Raw genomic sequence first — 17,812 nt, 5'->3', positions numbered from 1 at the left:
AGGCTGCTCACGATCCAAGCGGATCGTCCTTCTTCACATCGCGCGCGCGCAAATAATCTTCCGTCGACATGACCGGCGGGCGTTGCGGCGCCGCATGCGGGTCGAAACTTTCGTTCACCACCGCTTCGACGCGGCAATCTGCGCACATCTTGATGACGTCGAGCCGCTTGGCATTGGCGCCCTGGAACATCCAGTGTTTCTCGCCGAGTTTTGCCAGCACGCGGTCGATCGAGCTCTTGGTGCCGAAGGGTTTGCCGCAGGCGATGCAATTGAACGGCTCTTCTTCCTTCAGCACGCGCTGTGGGGTGTTCCAGGCCTGGAAGTCGAGACGGGGTTCGATGGCAATAACCTTCTCGGGGCAGGTGGATTGGCAAAGGCCGCACTGCACGCAGAGGCTTTCGGTGAAGCGCAGCATCGCGCGGTCGGGATTGTCTGAAAGCGCGCCCGTCGGGCAGGCGGTGACGCAGGCATGGCAGAGGGTGCAGCCTTCGACATTCAGGTTCACGGTGCCAAAGGGCGCGCCCGGCGCCAGCGGCACGACCTCGACGGGCGTAGGCGCGGCGAGGTGAAGCTCGCGAAAAATCGTTTCCAGCACGCCGCGTTTCGCTCCGCGCGGCACGAAGCCGGCGGGCTTTTGCGTTGCGACGCCGAGAGGTGCGGCATCCAGCAAGGCGCGCAACTGGTCAGGATCGTCGGTCTCGATGATCTGGATGATGCCGGTGCCGAAGCCAAGCGCGCTAACGATCCGATCCGACGTCTCGACCGCGCGGCGAAGTGCCGTGATGTCGTGGCGGGGCCTGGCGCGCGTCAGCAGCGCGACGCCGCTGCCGCCATAGGCGAAAACGGACGCGAGGAGTTCCGGCCCGATCTGCGTCACCTCGTTGACGCGCAGCGGCAGCACATTGGCCGGCAAGCCTTCGCCGAACCGCGCCAGGGCGTCGATGATTTCCTCGCCGTGTTCGCCGTCGTGAAACAATACCACGGCGGCGCTTCCGCCCGCCTTGCGGTAAGTCTGCAGCAGCGTCCGCAGCCGGCGCATCAGGGCGTCCGCGCTTGGTAGCGCGTAGGAGGCCGCGCCGGTCGGGCATACGGATGCGCAGGAGCCGCAGCCGGCGCACACATTGGCATCGATTGCGACTGCGTTCCCGTTCGGCGTGATCGCGCCGGTCGGACACAGATCGAGACAGCGTGTGCATCCGGTGATGGACGAGCGCGAATGCGCGCAAAGCGACGGCTCGAAATTGACAAAGCGCGGCTTATCGAAGGTGCCGACCAGGCCGCCGGCATCCGCAATCGCGCGTTCGACCGCGACCTTGTCGCGCGGATCGGCGCGCAGATAGCCGGGGCGCAGTTCATGCGCGGGAAACAGCGGCGTGCCGCCGGAGAGATCGAGGATCAGATCGCAGGTGGAAGTGGCGCCGTTACGCGAAGGCCCGAACACGAGTTTTGCGCGCGAGGAGGGGGAGGGCAGCGCGTAGTCGTCGATCGCAAGCTCGAATTGCCCGAGATGTCCGCTTGCATTGCGGATCGTGCCCTTGAGCACGGGAAATTCGTTCGTGCGGCGTGGTGCCACATCTCCGGGCCTGGTCAGAAGCACGGTGATGTCCAAACGATCGGCGAGACGTTGCGCCGCCTCGATGGCAATCTCGTCGCGGCCATAGATCAGTGCAACGCCGCTGCTCTCGAGCGTGACCAATGAGATCGGCGGCATGTCTTCGCCCGCCGCGGCAATCAGCGCGGCTGCTTTCGGACCGGCAGCCGCGGCATCCTTCGACCAGCCGCCGGTCTCGCGGATGTTGACGAAGGTGAGCTGGGCTTCCGGAGAATTCTCCGCGACTTCCCGAAACAGCGGCTCTTCCTGAGTGCAGGCAACCGTGATCGGCGCGCCGCCAGCAAGCGCCTCCTTGAAGCGGTCGAGTTCGAGCCCGCAGAGCTGGTTTGCTTGGCCGACCTTGGCCGTGCAGCCACGGCCGATCGCTTCCGCATCGATCGGCATGGTCTTCTCGCAACTGCAAACAAGGAGGCGAGATGTCGCCGCACTCATGTTGAAATACCTTGAACCCGGAGCATCAAGCGGGTTGTTGCTTCATCCCTACGGTTCTGCGGTAACCGCTCGGACGGATATCTGCAAGATACAAAGGCCGCTCGCGTGGCCAACTTGCGTGGGATAGCATACACAAGCGGCTCATGGAGCAATTAGGAATTAACCGCTCGTGATCGTTCGTCCAAGAGATAAGGAACAGACGCTCGATTTGCCACCCGGTTATACTTTGGTCGCGTTGCGTGAGCTCGGCGATGCCTTCGCCCATGCTTGCGAGATTGCGGCGGAGGCGGGGGCCGGGACGCTGGTTTGGGTTCGCCGCTACGACCTGGTCGAGTTCGCGGTGGTCCTTGAACCCGACGAGCCACTCAAGTCGGCGCGCCGGGCGTTTTTTGCCGGCATGAATGCGGTGGCCGATGCGCTTGCCGCCCATTGTCCGCCGGAACGGGAGGTCAGTTTCGACTGGCCCGACGCGATCAGGTTTGACGCGGGATTGCTTGGCGGCGGGCGACTCGGCTGGCCGGCTGAATGCACCGAAGACGACATACCGGCATGGCTCGTTTTCGGCGTGATCCTGCGTGCCGCCGCCATGGCGCATCTTCCGGAGGTGCAGGCGGCCTCGGGCGTGTCCCTGTTGAGCGAAGGTTTCGAACTGGTCGATACCGACGCGATCATCGAAAGCTTCGCCCGCCACCTCATGACCGCGTTCGACCGCTGGAAGGAGCGCGGCTTCGAGGCGATCGCGCGGGACTATCTGGAGCGGCTGCCCAAACGCAAGGCCGGCGAGCGACGGGGCATCGATGTCAACGGCGATCTTCTGGTTAGCCTGCCGGCTGGCAGTGGAGCGCCGGAGCGGAGCAGTCTCGTGGATGCGCTGGGACGCGCCGCCTGGTATGATCCACAAGCGCGTGGTCCGAAATTAGGATGAGGCGGAGATGCTGAAATTTCCGCGAACCATCAGGCTGGACCCGTCGGATACCTTTGTTTTCGAGCGGGCGGCGGAACCCGGCGAATGGGCGGTTTCCGGCGCGTTCGTTTTCTGGAACCGGGATCCGGCCACGCTCGGCCAGAAGCAGCGCGTGGCGCTGCGCTCGGGGTTTCTCGGGATCGATAGTCTCGGATGGTCGACCCTTGCCATCGTCACCGAAGCGACGGAAGCGGAGCGGCAGGGAATGATCGAGCGGCTCGCCGGGCAGTTGCTGGAAAAATTCGGTGCGCCCGATGCCGACGCCGCGCGCCTTGCGGCCGAGGAGGAGATCGCGTTCGCAGCTTCCTTGTGCGAACATCCGCCGCAGACGCTGCTTGCCGTGCAGCGCAGCGTCGAAAACGGCGAAATCCGCGAACGCTTTCGTACCCTGAAGCCGCGCCCGGTTGCCGCAGATGCCGACCGGTTGCACGCCCATGCCAGCGCCTTTACCTTCCATGAGGTCGAAGGCGACGTTGAACCGCAGGAAGAGGTCGATCTTCTCGGGCTGATCGGGACCGGCCGCAAGACGACGGATCATACATGAGAGAATTCTGGGTCGCCTCGGGCCACCACCTCACGCGCCGCGCCGATCATGGTGGGCTGGTGGCGACGCCCGAACTCATCATGGCCTATCTGGCGCGGCCCGAATTGATGCCGCCGGCGGATGCCTGCGAGGCCGAGCGCGATCTGCATGCGAGCCTGATGGCCGACCCGCTGCGCCCGATCTCCAGCGCGGACATCGCCCGGCTTGCCGATGCCGACGCCCGCGAAAACTGGTCCTTCATGATGAACTTCCGCGACCGGCTGATGGCGGCGCCGTCGCTCGAGGCGGTCTATGTCGCGCTGGCCCGTAAAGGGGCCGGCGACCTGCCGCCGATCTTTCTGTCGCAACTGTGCCACCTGATCCTGCGCAACGCCCTCGAAGGCTGCGACGACCCCTATATATTGCGCGCAGCGGAGCTGTTCTATCGGAGCCAGTTGGCTGCCTTTCATGAAGGCACGTTGCTGCTGGCCGATGCGGAGGTGATCGAGGCGGAGCAGCATGCCCAGCATGATCTGCATTCATCGCCGCTCACGGCCATGCTGCAACAGCCGAAGTCCTTCGGCGAGATGGACGTGATGGACGACGAAAATGCGTGGACCTACTGGTCGCGGTCGGACGCGCATGCGATGGTCATGAATCTCGGCGGCAATGCAAAGGCGCGCGCCGGGCTGTGCCGGGTCATCGAGCGCTGGATTGGCCATCTGCTCGGCGTTACCGTCAGCGTCGAAACCATCGCCTCGATCGAGGATCGCGACTGGCGCTGGTTCGTTGGTCTCGACAGCGACGCGACGCGGATCGGCAATGCGCTGTGGCGCGGCGAGCGGCTTGAGAACGGCGTCGCCGAGCGCATCGTGGCCCTGATGCGCCTGAGCTTCGAAGACACTCGGCTGGTGGATGAGCGGGTTGCCGACAGGCCGGTCTACCTCATCCTCGCCATGGGCGCGGACAAGGTGGTGAGATTAAAGCCGCAAAATCTGGTCGCGGGGCTGCCGCTTGCGGCGACTGCGAAGGTCACGTGAGCGGTCACCAAATGGAGGATCCGGCATGGCAATGACCGAATGGTCCCGAGAAATCGGTACGGGATTACTGATCAAGTACCTGGAGGTTTTAACTTGAGCCCCTCCGCGACACCCTTGTTGCGCATTCCCGTAGGCGTCGTGGTCGAACGCCACAAAGCTGATTCCCCATGGATTGATTTCGTCTGGCGCGGCATCGGCGTTTTGCCGGATGAACCCGAGATGAAGCCGTGGACGCTTCTGCGCAAGCAGGATGAGACGGCGATCTATTATGCCGGCAGCGCCACGGTCGATCTCTACCGTTCCGAAACGGAGCGCTATCGAGATAATCTTGCGTCCCGCTCGCCCAGCGTCTGGGTCGTGTTGAGCCCTTCAGAGGGGGAGTGGCCCTACGTAGTTTCGGCGGTCACCGCCGATCCTGCGGAAGGAGAGGCCTTCACCATAGCAGGCGTCAATCTTGTCGAAGCGGTGCCTATGCCCGAAGTGTTTCGCGAGGCGATTGAAAAGTTCATTGGCGAGCACCACGTCGAACGAGAATTCGTCAAGCGAAAGCTGGGTCGCGCAGATCCGGAAGCGCTCGCGCGGCGTCATCAGGAAGGCGGGCACGAATGAGCGACGAGGAATTCCTTGCGCGCTGGTCTCGCCTAAAGCGGGAGACGAGGGCTGGCAACGATGCTTTGCAGCCGGCCGAGCCGACGCAGGCGCCCAGCCCGGCCCCTCCCACGAATGCAGTTGAAGACCCGGGGGCGCCGGAGGTCGATCTATCGAACTTGCCGCCAATCGATTCGATCGATGCCGGCACGGACATCACGGCTTTCCTCCGCAAAGGCATTCCACAGGAATTGAGCCGTGCGGCGCTTCGTCGCGCCTGGACCGCGGATCCTGCCATACGGGATTTTATCGGCCTCGCTGAGAACGCCTGGGATTTCAACGATCCGAATGCGATGCCTGGATTCGGACCGCTCGACTGTTCAGAGGCGGAGCTTCGTGGGCTCGTCGACCGGATCGTCGGAGGTGCGAAGAAGGCCGCCGAGGCGCTCCTGGAGCCACCCGGAGAGGTCGAGGAAGTCGGGCGCCTGGCTTCTTCCGGGCGCGATCCCGCGAAAGAGCCGAATCCTACGGAAGCGATAGGCGCGCCGAGTACGGCGGAGGAGTCCACGCCGGCCGAACCGGCGACAAGTTCTGCTGCATCGCACCCGTCGACCGCAGAGACAAGCGACAGTGAGGAGCCTTCCGTTCGGCGCCGCACACATGGCGGTGCGCGGCCTCGTTAGCTTGCGACGAAATGTTATAGTTTCAAACTATACCTAGCGATTGACCACTCGGGAACCCGCGTTTAGAATTCTTCCAAGTAAAGGGATATCAAGCGCTTGGCACCTGGGATGGGAGGTCCACATGCGTGATGCGGGCCTAGATCGTGCCATTAATGCGGCAGGCGGCGTTGCTCAGCTTGCCCGCAAAATTGGCATTGCGCAGCCGTCCGTTTCAAATTGGAACAGAGTGCCTGTTGGAAGGGTGATTGCGGTGGAGACCGCGACCGGCGTACCGCGTCAACAACTTCGTCCCGATTTCTATAGCGAGCCCGCGTTGCCAGACAATGATGTCGATCCCGTCGACGCCGCTCGCGCGCGGGAATACGAACTGCTTGCCGTATTGCTTTCCTGTCCGCCGTCGAACGCTTTGCTTGGTGAGATCGCGCATCTGCGCGGCGACGCAACGCCGCTGGGTCGCGCCCATGCCGCCTTGGCTGAGGCCGCATCGGAGGTCGTGACCACCGGTGTCGAGCGCGAATATTTCGATCTGTTCGTCGGTCTCGGGCGCGGCGAGCTGTTGCCCTATGCTTCCTACTATCTGACCGGCTTTCTCAACGAACGCCCGCTTTCCCGTCTTCGCGACGACCTCGCCGCACTCGGCATCGAGCGCGTCGAGAACAATTTCGAACCCGAGGATCATGCAGGCACGTTGTGCGAGATCATGGCTGGATTTGCAGCTGGCCGCTTCCCGGCATCCGAAGCAAGCCAGCGCGCGTTCTTCGAGAAGCACATCGTCTCGTGGATGGGGCGCATGTTCGCCGACATGGAGCGGGCAACGAGTGCCAGGTTTTACAAATCGGTCGGGACGCTCGGCCAAGTCTTTATGAAAATCGAAGCTGAAGCTTTTACCTTCGCCAACTGACCAGGGGCACTGGTCCGGGAGAGATGCGATGAGGGACGAGAAGAAAACGACAGTTGGTCGCCGCGATTTCTTGCGCAAGGTCGGCGCTGGCGCGGTTGGTGCCGGTGCGACGCTTGCGACGCCATTGATCGCGCCCGCGCATGCCGACAGCGAGAACAGCGATGAAAAGCGCAAGGCGCGCTACAAGGAAACCGATCACGTGAAGGCGTTTTACCGCGTCAATCGTTATCCTGCTTGAGGAGGCCGCCGTGCTGATCAGGAGAACAGAACAACGTTCCGAATCTGGCCGTCGCGGATCAGTTGCGCAGGCCTTGTTGGGGCAGGGCGGCGGCGGTCTCGATCGCCGTACTTTCCTGCGCCGCTCCGGTCTTGCCGGCGGCGCGCTGGCTGCGCTGAGCACCCTGCCGGTTGGCAGCGTCCGCAAGGCGGAAGCTGCCGTGGCCGGTCCGCTTACCTCAGGGGCGGCCGTCCGCAAGAGCATCTGTACGCATTGTGCGGTCGGATGCACTGTGACCGCGGAAGTGCTGAACGGGGTCTGGATCGGCCAGGAGCCGAGTTGGGATTCCCCTATCAATCGCGGATCGCATTGTGCCAAGGGCGCATCGGTGCGCGAGCTGGTCCACAGCGAGCGGCGGCTTCGCTATCCGATGAAACTCGTCAACGGACAGTGGACGCGCGTCTCATGGGAGACGGCCGTCAACGAGATTGGCGACAAGCTGACGGCCATTCGTGAAAAGTCGGGCCCCGATTCCGTCTACTGGCTGGGATCGGCCAAGATGACGAATGAGGGCGCCTATCTGTTCCGCAAGCTCGGCGCGTTCTGGGGCACCAACAATACCGATCATCAAGCACGTATCTGCCATTCGACGACCGTCACCGGCGTGGCCAACACCTGGGGCTACGGCGCGATGACCAACAGCTTCAATGACATCCGCAATGCGAAAACCCAGGTCATTATGGGCGGCAATCCGGCCGAGGCGCATCCGATAGCGATGCAGCATCTGCTCGAGGGCAAGGAGCTTCAAAAGGCCAACTTTATCGTCATCGACCCACGCATGACGCGAACCGCGGCTCACGCGACCGAATATGTGCGCATGCGGCCGGGCACCGACATCCCGATACTCTACGGCATGATGTGGCACATCCTCAAGAACGGCTGGGAGGACAAGGAGTTCATCAAACAGCGCGTCTACGGTTTCGACGAGCTCCGTGAGGAAGTGGAGAAGTGGAATCCGGAAGAGGTCGAGCGCGTCAGCGGCGTTCCTGGCGAACAGCTCAAGCGCGTCGCCAAGATGTTTGCGACGGAGAAGCCGGCAACGCTGATCTGGGCCATGGGCCAGACCCAGAAGACCGTCGGCACCGCCAACGTGCGGGCGAGTTGCATCGCCCTGTTGATGACCGGCAATGTCGGCAAGGCCGGCGCCGGCGCCAACATCTTCCGTGGCCATGACAACGTGCAGGGAGCAACCGACGTCGGGCTCGATATCGTCACGTTGCCGTTCTATTACGGCCTCGTCGAAGGTGCCTGGAAGCATTGGTCGCGGGTTTGGGAAGTCGATTATGAGTTCTTGAAGTCGCGCTTCGACTCCAAGCAGATCATGGAAACCCCCGGCATCCCGCTCACCCGTTGGTTTGACGCGGTGACGCTGCCGAAAGATCAAGTCGCGCAGAAAGACAATGTGCGGGCGGTGTTCGTGCAGGGACATGCCAGCAACAGCATCACGCGTATTCCTGAATCCCTCAACGGCCTCAAGGCGCTCGAGTTGCTCGTCATAGCCGACCCGCATCCGACCACCTGGGCCTCGCTCTCCGTGGAGGCGGGACGCAAGGATGGCGTCTACATTCTCCCGGTTGCCACGCAATTCGAGTGCAAGGGTTCGCGCGTTGCCTCAAACCGCTCGCTGCAGTGGGGCGAACAGATCGTCAAGCCGATCTTCGAATCGAAGGACGATCTTGAGATCATTTACAGGATGGCGCAGAAGCTCGGATTCGCCGACAAGATGTTCAAGAACATCAAGGTCGAGAATAATCTTCCGGAAGCCGAAGATGTGTTGCGCGAGATGAATCGCGGAAGCTGGTCGACCGGCTATTGCGGGCAATCGCCCGAGCGGCTCAAGGCGCATATGAAGAACCAGGCGAAGTTCGATATGCTGACGATGCGGGCGCCTAAGGACGATCCTGAAGTCGGCGGCGACTATTACGGACTGCCCTGGCCGTGCTGGGGATCTCCGGAAGTCAAGCATCCGGGCACGCCGCTGCTCTACAACACTAATCTCGCGGTGATGGACGGCGGCGGCACGTTCCGGCCGCGTTTCGGCGTCGAACGCGAGGACAAGCTTCCCGACGGCTCGACGCGAAAGGTTAGTCTGCTGGCGGATGGCTCCTACTCCAAGGATTCCGGAATCCAGGATGGCTATCCGGAGTTCACCTTGGCGAGCCTCAAGAAACTCGGCTGGGATACGGATCTGACCGAGGCCGAGATGGCAGTCATCAACAAGGTCAATCCCGCCAATCCCGACGCGGTGTCGTGGGCGCTCGATCTGTCGGGCGGAATCCAGCGCGTGGCTCTCAAGCACGGGTGTGTTCCCTACGGCAATGGCAAGGCGCGCATGAATGCTTTCGGCTTGCCGGACCCAATCCCGGTGCACCGCGAGCCGATCTACACTCCGCGCGTCGATCTGGTGGCGAAGTATCCGACGCGGCCGGACGCCAAGCAGTTCCGTGTGCCCAACATCGGTTTCTCCGTGCAGAAGGCGGCGGTGGAAAAGGGGATCGCCAAGCAGTTTCCGCTCATCCTCTCCTCGGGTCGCCTTGTCGAATATGAGGGAGGCGGCGAGGAGACCCGGACCAATCCATGGCTCGCAGAATTGCAGCAGGACATGTTCATCGAGATCAGCCCGGCCGATGCCGCCGAACGCGGCATCAAGGACGGCGGCTGGGTCTGGGTCACAGGCGCCGAGAGCAATTCCAAGGCCAAGATGAAGGCGCTGGTCACCGAGCGGATCGGCAAGGGTGTTGCCTGGATGCCCTTCCACTTCGGCGGCTGGTTCGCAGGCAAGGACCTTCGTGACGCCTACCCGAAGGGCACCGATCCGATCGTTCTCGGCGAAAGCGCGAATACGATAACCACCTACGGCTATGATCCCGCGACCGGTATGCAGGAGCCTAAAGTCACTCTCTGCCAAATCGCGGCGGCATAAGGAGCAACGACCATGGCACGTATGAAATTTCTCTGCGACGCCGACCGTTGCATCGAATGCAATGCCTGCGTCACTGCCTGCAAGAACGAGCACGAGGTGCCCTGGGGCATCAACCGGCGCCGCGTCGTCACCATCAACGATGGCAAGCCGGGCGAGCGTTCGGTCTCGATGGCCTGCATGCATTGCACCGACGCGCCCTGCGCGGCGGTTTGCCCGGTAAATTGCTTCTACACCACGGCCGACGGCGTCGTGCTTCACTCCAAGGACCTGTGCATCGGCTGCGGCTATTGCTTCTACGCCTGTCCGTTCGGTGCGCCGCAATATCCGAAGGTCGGCAATTTCGGCTCGCGCGGCAAGATGGACAAATGCACCTTCTGCGCCGGTGGGCCCGAGGCCGACGGCAGCAGGGAGGAGTACGAGAAGTATGGTGCGAATCGTCTCGCCGAGGGCAAGCTGCCGCTATGCGCCGAAATGTGCTCGACCAAATCCTTGCTCGCCGGTGACGGCGAAATCATCGCCCAAATTTACAAAGAACGCGTGATGAAACGCGGCTACGGCTCCGGGGCGTGGGGCTGGAAGACCGCCTATCGCGAGACGATTGAGTCCTGAGGACAGCATCGGCTGCGATCGCACAGATATCGGGGAGAGGGACCTATGGCGTCGTTTGCAAGATTGATCCGCCTCACTATCGGTGCGTGGGCCTTTCTTCTGCTGGTCATCGCATTGCCGGCGCCATCAGTTGCCCAGCAGGTGAATCCGACCGCGAGTTCGGTCAAGGAGCAGCAGCTCCTGCAGGAGCTGAACCGGATCCAGGGGCGCGTCAGCATTCCCGATCAGCGTTCAGGCGTGCTCGTACAGCCCGCCGGCCGCGATTGGCGGGAATTCCGTAATGTGACGCTGCGGTGGATCGGCGGCATTGCCATCCTGGGCATGCTGGCCGTGCTCGTGATCTTCTACCTCCGCCGCGGCATGGTCCGGCTCGAGAGCGGCCGCTCGGGGCGTACCATCGTGCGCTTTACGGCATTCGAGCGCTTCGTGCACTGGGTGACCGCGGCCTGTTTCATCGTTCTGGCCATCTCGGGACTGAACATCACGTTCGGTCGTCCGCTGCTCCTGCCACTCATTGGCTTCGACGCGTTTTCCGAGTGGTCGCAATGGGCGAAGTATGCGCACATCTATCTGAGCTTTCCGTTCACCATCGGGGTGGTAGTGATCTTCCTGATCTGGATCGCCGGAAACATCCCGAACAAGGTGGATGTCGATTGGCTGAAGCGAGGCGGCGGCATCGTCGGCCACGATCATCCACCGGCCTATCGCTTTAACGCTGGGCAGAAGGCGATTTACTGGATCGTCATCATCGGCGGCACTGCCGTTGCGGTAAGCGGCTATTTGCTGATGTTCCCGTTCTACCTGTCCGGGATCGAGGGAATGCAATGGGCGCAGATTGTTCACTCGATCGTGGCGGTCCTGTTCGTGGCGGCGATGCTGGCGCACATCTACATCGGCACTATCGGCATGGAAGGGGCTTTCGAGGCGATGGGCAGCGGTACGGTCGATGTCAATTGGGCCAAAGAGCATCACTCGCTCTGGGCCGAGGAGGAGCAGGCAAAGGCACGCGCGGCCTCGGATGGTGCGACGCGACCCGTGGCGGCCGGATAATCCGGCCCGGTCAAGAATTGAGGGAGTGCCATGAAAGCCTTTGTTGCGGCCCTGGTGTTCGCGGCGATAGTCGCGGCCGGAATGTCGATCGTGCTGAATTCCGTTCAGCGGCCGAGTTATGAAGCCTTCGCGACCGGCAGCGCCAGGGTGGGTAATCCTGGCCACAACCTTGTCGGTCCGGGGTGATCGGGCCTGGAGCGCCGCGTGAGCGCACCTGACATGTCTGTGGCGTGGCCGGTCGAAATTCGCTTGCCGAAAGACCGCCGCACACTGCGGGTCACCTTTGACGACGGCAATACGTTCGACCTCTCCGCCGAATTGCTCCGGGTGGCCAGTCCCTCCGCCGAAGTGCGGGGCCATTCCGAAGCCGAGCGCAAGACGGTTGGCGGCAAACGTAATGTGACCATTCTTTCCGTTGATCCTGTCGGCAATTATGCCGTCAGGATCGGGTTCGACGATATGCACTCAACCGGAATCTACTCCTGGGCGTTCCTGCGCGATCTCGGCGTCAATGCCGAGCGGCGCTTTCAGGAATATCTCGACGACTTGCACGCCAAGGGGCTCGACCGCGACAGGCCGGGCGTGCGCTGAGGCCGATGGGAATGGCACGATCGGTTTCGGCGAAAGCTCCGCGCTCCAGCAGAGGCCGATCGGCGCTTCTGACGCTGGCGGCCGCGTTGATGGCGCTGCCGATCGGCGTGACGGAGGCCAGCGCGCAGTTGCGAGGGCACGGCGGGCCGGTGCGGGCGCTGGCGGTCTCGGCCGATGGGCAAATCGCGATCTCCGGCAGCTTCGATTCGACCGCGATCCGCTGGTCGCTGACGCGCAATGCGGCCGAGCAGGTGCTTCGTTTCCATTCCGATGCCGTCAATGCGGTCGTGCTGCTCGCTGACGGACGCGCGGCGACCGCCGGTGCCGATGGGCGTATCGCGATCTGGACTTTTGGCAAGGCAGAGCCCGACAAGGTACTGGAGGGTCACACGGCGCCGATCGTCGCGCTGGCGGCTTCCCCCAATGGCGCTACGCTCGCATCCGCCTCCTGGGACCGCACGGTGCGACTCTGGCCGCTCGCTGGCCGCGCGCCGCGCGTGCTTGACGAGCATACGCAGAACGTCAACGGTGTGGCGTTTACCGCCGATGGTCGCGCCCTGGTCAGCGTTAGCTACGACCTGAGCGTTCGAATCTGGCCACTGTCAGGCGCCCAAACGCCAACCGTGGTTCCGATGCCGACCCCGCTCAACGCCGTGGCCGCCGGCACCGACGGTGAGATCGCGGTCGGCGGTGCGGACGGCAAGGTTTACTTTCTGACAGTCGAGGGCGCGCGGACCGGCGAGGTCGCGGCCGGGCCGAGGCCCGTGATCTCGATTGCGATCTCGCCTGATGGCGCGCAGGTCGCCGCCGCGAGCATCGGCGGGTCGGTGGGCGTCATCGATCGCAAGGCGCGCAATCTGGCGCGCACGCTGGTCGGCCCCGGGCTGCCGGTCTGGTCGGTGGCCTTTATGCCCGATAGCCGCACGTTGCTGACCGGCGGCGCCGACAACATCATCCGGCGCTGGAACGTGGCGACGGGTGAGCCGATCGATCCAATTCTGCTGGAGACGGCAGGGGACCCGCTCGCCGCCTATGCCGGCGATCATGGCGCGGAGATCTTCCGCGCCTGTGTCGCGTGCCATACGCTTGGCGCCGATCAGGCCAACCGCGCAGGGCCTACGCTCGCCGGCCTCTTCGGCCGCCGGATTGCAACCGCGCCGGGCTATAATTTTTCCGAAGCACTCAAGCGGCTCGATATCGTCTGGACGCCGGAGACGGTTTCCAAACTGTTCGAGATCGGGCCGCAGGCCTATACGCCCGGCACCAAGATGCCGGAGCAGCGCATCGGTTCGGAGCAGGATCGCGCCGCGCTCGTGCAATTTCTCGAGCGCGCGACCAAGCGATAGCGCGAGGCGGCGCGGTGACTATTCCGGTTTCGTATGTTTCGCGGGCGTCGAGAACACCAGCGACATATCCTCGAACTCCTCTGTCGGAAGCCTGGTTACGCCCGCGGAGGCCGGAGATTTCTTCGACAGCGCTACGCCAGTGGTTACGGTGGAACGTTCATTGGAAATTGAATGCGAGCGCATCGTGGTCGCGACAGCGAGCAGGGCGACTGCCACGAATCCGGAAATCAACAGACGCTTCATGGAAAACTCCGTTGGCTCGATTTGCAGTGTGGCTTTGCACCACCGCATTACGGCCAACGGTCACGCGCGAATGTGGGCTGCGTCACCTATCACGATCTTGTTTTTGACGTGGGGGATGGTTCCATCGGCGCATGCAGATGCCGTACTGCGATCGTTATGGCGCCAGCGCTCGCGTGAGTTGCGCGCGAAATCTGTCTAGGCAGCGGGACGACGGCCGGTCCGTGGATTGAGCGGACCCGTCGGCCGGCGCCTCAGCGCTTCCGGCAAGAACTCCTCGTCCGGCGCGGCAATGGCGCTGGAGCGGACGTCGGCCGCGGCCTGGGCGCGTTCGTGTGGCGTCTGGTTGTCGTTGAACTTTCGCTTCACGTCGACGCCATCAACGGGATCATTGACGCCGTGCTGAATGTCCCTGAAGTCGCCCATGAAGTCCTCCCTGGATTCATCCATCGCACGCTCGGCAAACGCGAACCCCGCGCGCTGCGTGCCGGCTTGGCCAAATTATTCGGACCACTCCGGCGCGGCGGACCTATCACGACGCGCTTTGGGAATCATTCACGCCAAGCGCCGCCCTGTTGCCGGCCTCGCGGCCGGGAACGCTGACATGGACCTCGTGGCCTTGGCGGATCGCCAGCGAGGCGGCTGCGACGGCCGCTTCGAACGCTGCTTCCTTCGTGTCGTAATCGTGCTCCGCGTTCCCGTCGTGGAGAACCGTCCAGCCGTCCGGCCTGGAGACGATCATGTATTCGGCCAATCCCATTGGAAGCCTCCTTGCTGTCCCGGAGAGCAACGTGGCAACCGGTTTCCGGGTTCCGTTGGCCTGCGCTCGCCGATGATGCTGCTCGAGAGGGGATCAGGTCTTTGGAGGACGCCCGCGTTTGGCGAACCGCACGCCCTGCATATCAGCCGCGTTCTGGAGAATACCTGCGCGTTTCAGCGCCTCGCTTCGCGCAGGACCATGCGGCATGGCTCGCGCTTGTTCCAGCGCCACCAGCGCCTCGATTTGCAAATCCTGCCGGAGTCGAGCCTCGGCCTTCTTGTCCATCAGAAAAAAATAGAAGCGGGCTCATCGTCTGTCTGTTCGGTTCCAAACTTTGGAACCCAAATTGCTGTGGATTGGGCCGGTTACCGCCGCGGGGAACCAAATCGCGGGCCCACTGCTTCCAATTCCGGAGGTGTCCAAATGAGCAAAGAGAAGCCTACCGATGATCCGCGTCAGCAGACGGACTGGGGATCGCACAAGCAGACCGATAAACCCTGGAAAGGGAATCCGGAAAAGGAGCAGCGATCGGGAGAGTCAAAACCCGATCTGGAAAAATGGCATGAGACCAACACTCATTAGCCGCCGCGCGTTGCGCGGCGGCTGGAGACATTGCGAATGCTCGAAGAGAAACTGAAGGAAGCGATCGTTGCGGAGCTGAAACGGCAAGCGGCGAACGATCCGCAGTCGCTTAGCGTCGACAACGCCGACGGCCTCGTCGTCAAGGGCAAGATCGATCTGGACGATCTGGCGATGGTGATTGCAGGCGCCGTTGCAGGAGGACCGTAACGGTTTTTGCGAAGCCTGCCTCCCGGCAAGCTGAATCAGGAACGGAGATTGCGGCCAAACGTTCTCCCAAAAATGGTTGGACGTAGACATGACGGAACCGTTGCCCCTGCTGATAGAAAGTTCGATTGAAATCGCCTGGGACTATCTCAACCGTACCGGGGAGTTGGGCGATCCGTTGGTGGCCAGCCGCTTTCTCAGCGACACGATAGAGTTGATGGTGCGCCGCGGCGAGCGACGGCGGTTGATGCTGGCCAACAAGGCAATTGCGGCCTATCAGCAATTCAGGCGGCGACAGTCCGAACCTCCGGTGCTCGCCTCGGCGTGATGCCACTCACTTTTTTGCGTCGGAACCCTTCGCGGGAGCCTGGGTTGAAGAGTCGCTTCAATCAAAGGAGTTCCTCATGAAGAAAACTATCCTGGCTTGCGCATGTGCCCTGTTGCTGTCGACGGGGGGCGTGCTCGCACAAATGCAGCCAGCACCCGGCGCAGCAGGCGAAGGAAATGTCGGCCCCGGCGCGACCAAAAGCACGACCAAGCACACTAACGTGAAAAAGGGAACGACGACGGGGACCGCTGGCAAAATGAAATCCGGCACTTCGTCCAGCGGCAGTTCTTCCAGCATGGATGCCGGACCCGGCACCAAAAAATAATGACGGCCCGCAGCCTGATGGCTGCCAGATGCTTGCGCGAATGCCGTTGTCTGCGCGCACCGGCATTCGCTTCGTTCGTGGACAAGATGCCGGCGGTTCATTCCCGCGTGATGCGGGGACTTGCGGGGGCCTCGCTAATGCCGGAGGCGGCGCTGGTCACGGCAACGAGCTTCCTCTCAAAGCGGCACAGGTCAAACCTGTGCGTGCTGTCCACCGGGGCGTGAAATTCCGCACAACGCCGCGCCCGTGCCACTGCCGCCCTGGATCAGCGCAATGTCGCCCAGCGCGATGATGCCGACGAGCCGCTTGCTGCGATTGAGCACCGGCAGGCGACGGACCTGGATGTCGCCCATGATCGCACTCACCTCGTCGAGATTCTGGTCTTCGTAACAATACCTGACGTCGGCCGTCATCACGTCGCCGACCCGTCCCTCCGGACCTCGGCCCATGCCGATACCGCGGATCGCGATATCCCGGTCGGAGATCATGCCAACCAGGCGCTCATTGTCGGTTACCGGCAGCAAGCCGACGCCGAGCGCCGCCATGGCCTGCGCGGCGTCCTTTAATGTGTCATCGGGCGTGCAGAGTTGAACCTCAGACGTCATCGCATCGGAAACTTTCATGTGAGGCTCTCCTTTTGGCGGTTGCTTCATCGGGCTAACAGGTGCCGTCGACCGCCGTTCCTGCGGGCAAATGAAATATCCCCGACTCCGGCGGAGAGACTTCAGACTGAGCCGAAGTCTCTCCTGGGGACGTCTCTCCTGGATTGTCCTACCAGCGGTCGCTGTCGACGCCGACGCCCACGCTCACGCCGGGCGCACGGATGCCGAAGCCGGCGCGCGGTTCATCCCAATCGCGATAGCGTCGATGCTCGATGTATCGCTCGCGCGGCGCGTAGGCGTACGAATCGCGCACGATCACGCGGCTGCCGCCGCGGGTGCGATAGCAGCGCCCGCTGTCGTCACAGACCATGCGAACCTGCTGTATCAGGTCGGAGTTCGTATATTCGCTGCTGGTGTAGACGTCAGACGCATTTGCGCTGCCGGTCAGGAGCGCACCCGCGCCGGCCAGCAGGCCGATTGCGATCTTCCTCATAAGTTCCTCCTCATCGAATGCTGCCCTCGGTGCACAAAAGCATCCGCACCCGCTTTGGTTCCGATGCTGGGGAGCGCTTTGGTTCCGCTGCTGGGGAGCAATGAGACCGGAGTTCCATCAATGCGCGAAGAAGGAGGATGAGGTGCCGATCGCGGCGGGTGCGTTGCGACCGGCCTGGGCGTCATCGTCGCAGAGGCAACCACGCGGCGATTCATGCGTTGGCCCGCATGGAGGCATCAAAATAATGACCAATGAACCGACCCCCGTTATCTCCCACAATGCACTCGTTCTGATCGGCGACGGCCAGAAGGCGCTCTTTCTTCGCAACAAAGGCACCGCGCAGCAAGTCAAGCTCGAAGTCGAGCAAATCCTGCAGCAGGATAATCCGGCAACGCGCGAGCAGGGCACCGATCGTCCAGGGCGCTCGGTTTCAAGCGTCGGTACGGCGCGAAGCGCGGTAGAGGAGGTCGATTGGCATCACATCGCAAAGGAGCGGTTCGCCGTAGAGATCGCGGAAGCGCTCTACCGTCATGCCCATGACAATCGTTTCGACAAGCTCGTCGTCATCGCGCCGGCGAAGATTCTCGGCAACCTGCGCAAGGCATTTCATGCCGAGGTTACGGACCGGATCGTCGGCGAAATTCCGAAGCAATTAACTTCGCATCCGATACCGCAGATCGAAAGGCTTGTAGCGGCCTAGCCATGGATCGGCTCGGCCATGGCGGTTGCAGCCTTGCGA

The 17,812-nt window shown here is 62.6% G+C and carries 25 protein-coding genes; 18 read left to right on the top strand and 7 right to left on the bottom strand.

Annotation, left to right across the window (positions count from 1 at the left end):
- Positions 1–7: 7 nt before the first annotated feature.
- Positions 8–1,996: a 4Fe-4S binding protein gene (locus V1293_RS10975; RefSeq protein WP_334509299.1), complete on the bottom strand. Its 1,989-nt coding sequence runs from the start codon at positions 1,994–1,996 to the stop codon at positions 8–10.
- 217 nt (positions 1,997–2,213) lie between these two features.
- On the opposite strand from V1293_RS10975, the gene V1293_RS10970 reads away from it, so the two are divergent.
- From V1293_RS10970 to V1293_RS10910, 13 genes are all read left to right on the top strand, one after another.
- Positions 2,214–2,969: a biotin/lipoate--protein ligase family protein gene (locus tag V1293_RS10970; protein WP_334509297.1), complete on the top strand. Its 756-nt coding sequence runs from the start codon at positions 2,214–2,216 to the stop codon at positions 2,967–2,969.
- A 7-nt stretch (positions 2,970–2,976) separates the two neighbouring features.
- Positions 2,977–3,552 (top strand): DUF6505 family protein, encoded by a 576-nt coding sequence (locus V1293_RS10965; protein ID WP_334509295.1) that lies wholly within the window; start codon positions 2,977–2,979, stop codon positions 3,550–3,552.
- On the top strand, positions 3,549–4,571 hold the full coding sequence (locus tag V1293_RS10960; protein WP_334509292.1) for a DUF6352 family protein: 1,023 nt from the start codon (positions 3,549–3,551) through the stop codon (positions 4,569–4,571). Before V1293_RS10965 ends, V1293_RS10960 begins: the two co-directional genes overlap by 4 nt.
- 93 nt (positions 4,572–4,664) lie before the next feature.
- On the top strand, positions 4,665–5,180 hold the full coding sequence (locus V1293_RS10955; protein WP_334509290.1) for a DUF3305 domain-containing protein: 516 nt from the start codon (positions 4,665–4,667) through the stop codon (positions 5,178–5,180).
- Complete coding sequence (locus V1293_RS10950; protein ID WP_334509289.1) at positions 5,177–5,842, top strand: DUF3306 domain-containing protein; 666 nt, start codon at positions 5,177–5,179, stop codon at positions 5,840–5,842. Before V1293_RS10955 ends, V1293_RS10950 begins: the two co-directional genes overlap by 4 nt.
- A 121-nt stretch (positions 5,843–5,963) precedes the next feature.
- Positions 5,964–6,743, top strand: coding sequence for a molecular chaperone TorD family protein (locus tag V1293_RS10945; RefSeq protein ID WP_334509288.1), 780 nt, complete (start codon positions 5,964–5,966; stop codon positions 6,741–6,743).
- A gap of 28 nt (positions 6,744–6,771) precedes the next feature.
- On the top strand, positions 6,772–6,981 hold the full coding sequence (locus V1293_RS10940) for a twin-arginine translocation signal domain-containing protein (RefSeq protein WP_334509287.1): 210 nt from the start codon (positions 6,772–6,774) through the stop codon (positions 6,979–6,981).
- A gap of 10 nt (positions 6,982–6,991) precedes the next feature.
- Entirely contained in the window at positions 6,992–9,943 is a 2,952-nt protein-coding gene (locus V1293_RS10935; protein ID WP_334509285.1) for a formate dehydrogenase subunit alpha, read from the top strand.
- Between the two features lie 12 nt (positions 9,944–9,955).
- On the top strand, positions 9,956–10,552 hold the full coding sequence (fdh3B, locus tag V1293_RS10930; protein WP_171578555.1) for a formate dehydrogenase FDH3 subunit beta: 597 nt from the start codon (positions 9,956–9,958) through the stop codon (positions 10,550–10,552).
- Between the two features lie 45 nt (positions 10,553–10,597).
- The gene (locus tag V1293_RS10925) at positions 10,598–11,602 is read left to right on the top strand and encodes a formate dehydrogenase subunit gamma (protein WP_334509283.1); all 1,005 of its coding nucleotides are present in this window, start codon (positions 10,598–10,600) and stop codon (positions 11,600–11,602) included.
- Between the two features lie 30 nt (positions 11,603–11,632).
- Positions 11,633–11,788: a hypothetical protein gene (locus V1293_RS10920; RefSeq protein WP_334509281.1), complete on the top strand. Its 156-nt coding sequence runs from the start codon at positions 11,633–11,635 to the stop codon at positions 11,786–11,788.
- Between the two features lie 33 nt (positions 11,789–11,821).
- Complete coding sequence (locus V1293_RS10915) at positions 11,822–12,193, top strand: DUF971 domain-containing protein (protein WP_334516696.1); 372 nt, start codon at positions 11,822–11,824, stop codon at positions 12,191–12,193.
- A gap of 11 nt (positions 12,194–12,204) precedes the next feature.
- Positions 12,205–13,539 carry a c-type cytochrome gene (locus V1293_RS10910; protein WP_442894229.1) on the top strand — a complete coding sequence of 445 codons (1,335 nt, stop codon included), beginning with the start codon at positions 12,205–12,207 and terminating at the stop codon, positions 13,537–13,539.
- Between the two features lie 18 nt (positions 13,540–13,557).
- Here V1293_RS10910 and V1293_RS10905 read toward each other — a convergent pair whose 3' ends face one another.
- From V1293_RS10905 to V1293_RS10890, 4 genes are all read right to left on the bottom strand, one after another.
- The gene (locus V1293_RS10905) at positions 13,558–13,782 is read right to left on the bottom strand and encodes a hypothetical protein (protein ID WP_334509280.1); all 225 of its coding nucleotides are present in this window, start codon (positions 13,780–13,782) and stop codon (positions 13,558–13,560) included.
- Between the two features lie 195 nt (positions 13,783–13,977).
- Positions 13,978–14,229 (bottom strand): hypothetical protein, encoded by a 252-nt coding sequence (locus V1293_RS10900; RefSeq protein ID WP_334509279.1) that lies wholly within the window; start codon positions 14,227–14,229, stop codon positions 13,978–13,980.
- An 82-nt stretch (positions 14,230–14,311) separates the two neighbouring features.
- Positions 14,312–14,539, bottom strand: coding sequence for a DUF2188 domain-containing protein (locus V1293_RS10895; RefSeq protein ID WP_334509278.1), 228 nt, complete (start codon positions 14,537–14,539; stop codon positions 14,312–14,314).
- Between the two features lie 93 nt (positions 14,540–14,632).
- Positions 14,633–14,824: a hypothetical protein gene (locus tag V1293_RS10890; RefSeq protein WP_334509276.1), complete on the bottom strand. Its 192-nt coding sequence runs from the start codon at positions 14,822–14,824 to the stop codon at positions 14,633–14,635.
- 138 nt (positions 14,825–14,962) lie between these two features.
- Here V1293_RS10890 and V1293_RS10885 point away from each other — a divergent pair, with 138 nt between their 5' ends.
- The 4 genes from V1293_RS10885 (at position 14,963) to V1293_RS10870 (ending at position 15,978) form a co-directional block, all read left to right on the top strand.
- On the top strand, positions 14,963–15,121 hold the full coding sequence (locus tag V1293_RS10885; protein ID WP_334509274.1) for a hypothetical protein: 159 nt from the start codon (positions 14,963–14,965) through the stop codon (positions 15,119–15,121).
- 36 nt (positions 15,122–15,157) lie between these two features.
- Entirely contained in the window at positions 15,158–15,328 is a 171-nt protein-coding gene (locus V1293_RS10880) for a hypothetical protein (protein ID WP_334509271.1), read from the top strand.
- An 88-nt stretch (positions 15,329–15,416) separates the two neighbouring features.
- The gene (locus V1293_RS10875) at positions 15,417–15,653 is read left to right on the top strand and encodes a hypothetical protein (protein WP_334509268.1); all 237 of its coding nucleotides are present in this window, start codon (positions 15,417–15,419) and stop codon (positions 15,651–15,653) included.
- Between the two features lie 76 nt (positions 15,654–15,729).
- Entirely contained in the window at positions 15,730–15,978 is a 249-nt protein-coding gene (locus tag V1293_RS10870; protein ID WP_334509266.1) for a hypothetical protein, read from the top strand.
- 191 nt (positions 15,979–16,169) lie between these two features.
- Here V1293_RS10870 and V1293_RS10865 read toward each other — a convergent pair whose 3' ends face one another.
- Together V1293_RS10865 and V1293_RS10860 are read right to left on the bottom strand one after the other, a co-directional pair.
- Positions 16,170–16,601 (bottom strand): CBS domain-containing protein, encoded by a 432-nt coding sequence (locus V1293_RS10865; protein WP_334509264.1) that lies wholly within the window; start codon positions 16,599–16,601, stop codon positions 16,170–16,172.
- A gap of 148 nt (positions 16,602–16,749) precedes the next feature.
- Positions 16,750–17,073, bottom strand: a complete 324-nt coding sequence (locus V1293_RS10860) for a hypothetical protein (RefSeq protein ID WP_334509262.1) — start codon at positions 17,071–17,073, stop codon at positions 16,750–16,752.
- 142 nt (positions 17,074–17,215) lie between these two features.
- Here V1293_RS10860 and V1293_RS10855 point away from each other — a divergent pair, with 142 nt between their 5' ends.
- Positions 17,216–17,773, top strand: coding sequence for a host attachment family protein (locus V1293_RS10855; RefSeq protein ID WP_334509260.1), 558 nt, complete (start codon positions 17,216–17,218; stop codon positions 17,771–17,773).
- Positions 17,774–17,812: the final 39 nt, after the last annotated feature.

This window comes from Bradyrhizobium sp. AZCC 1693, assembly GCF_036924745.1.
Taxonomy (GTDB): Bacteria; Pseudomonadota; Alphaproteobacteria; order Rhizobiales; family Xanthobacteraceae; genus Bradyrhizobium.
This window is presented reverse-complemented; position numbering and strand designations above follow the sequence as displayed.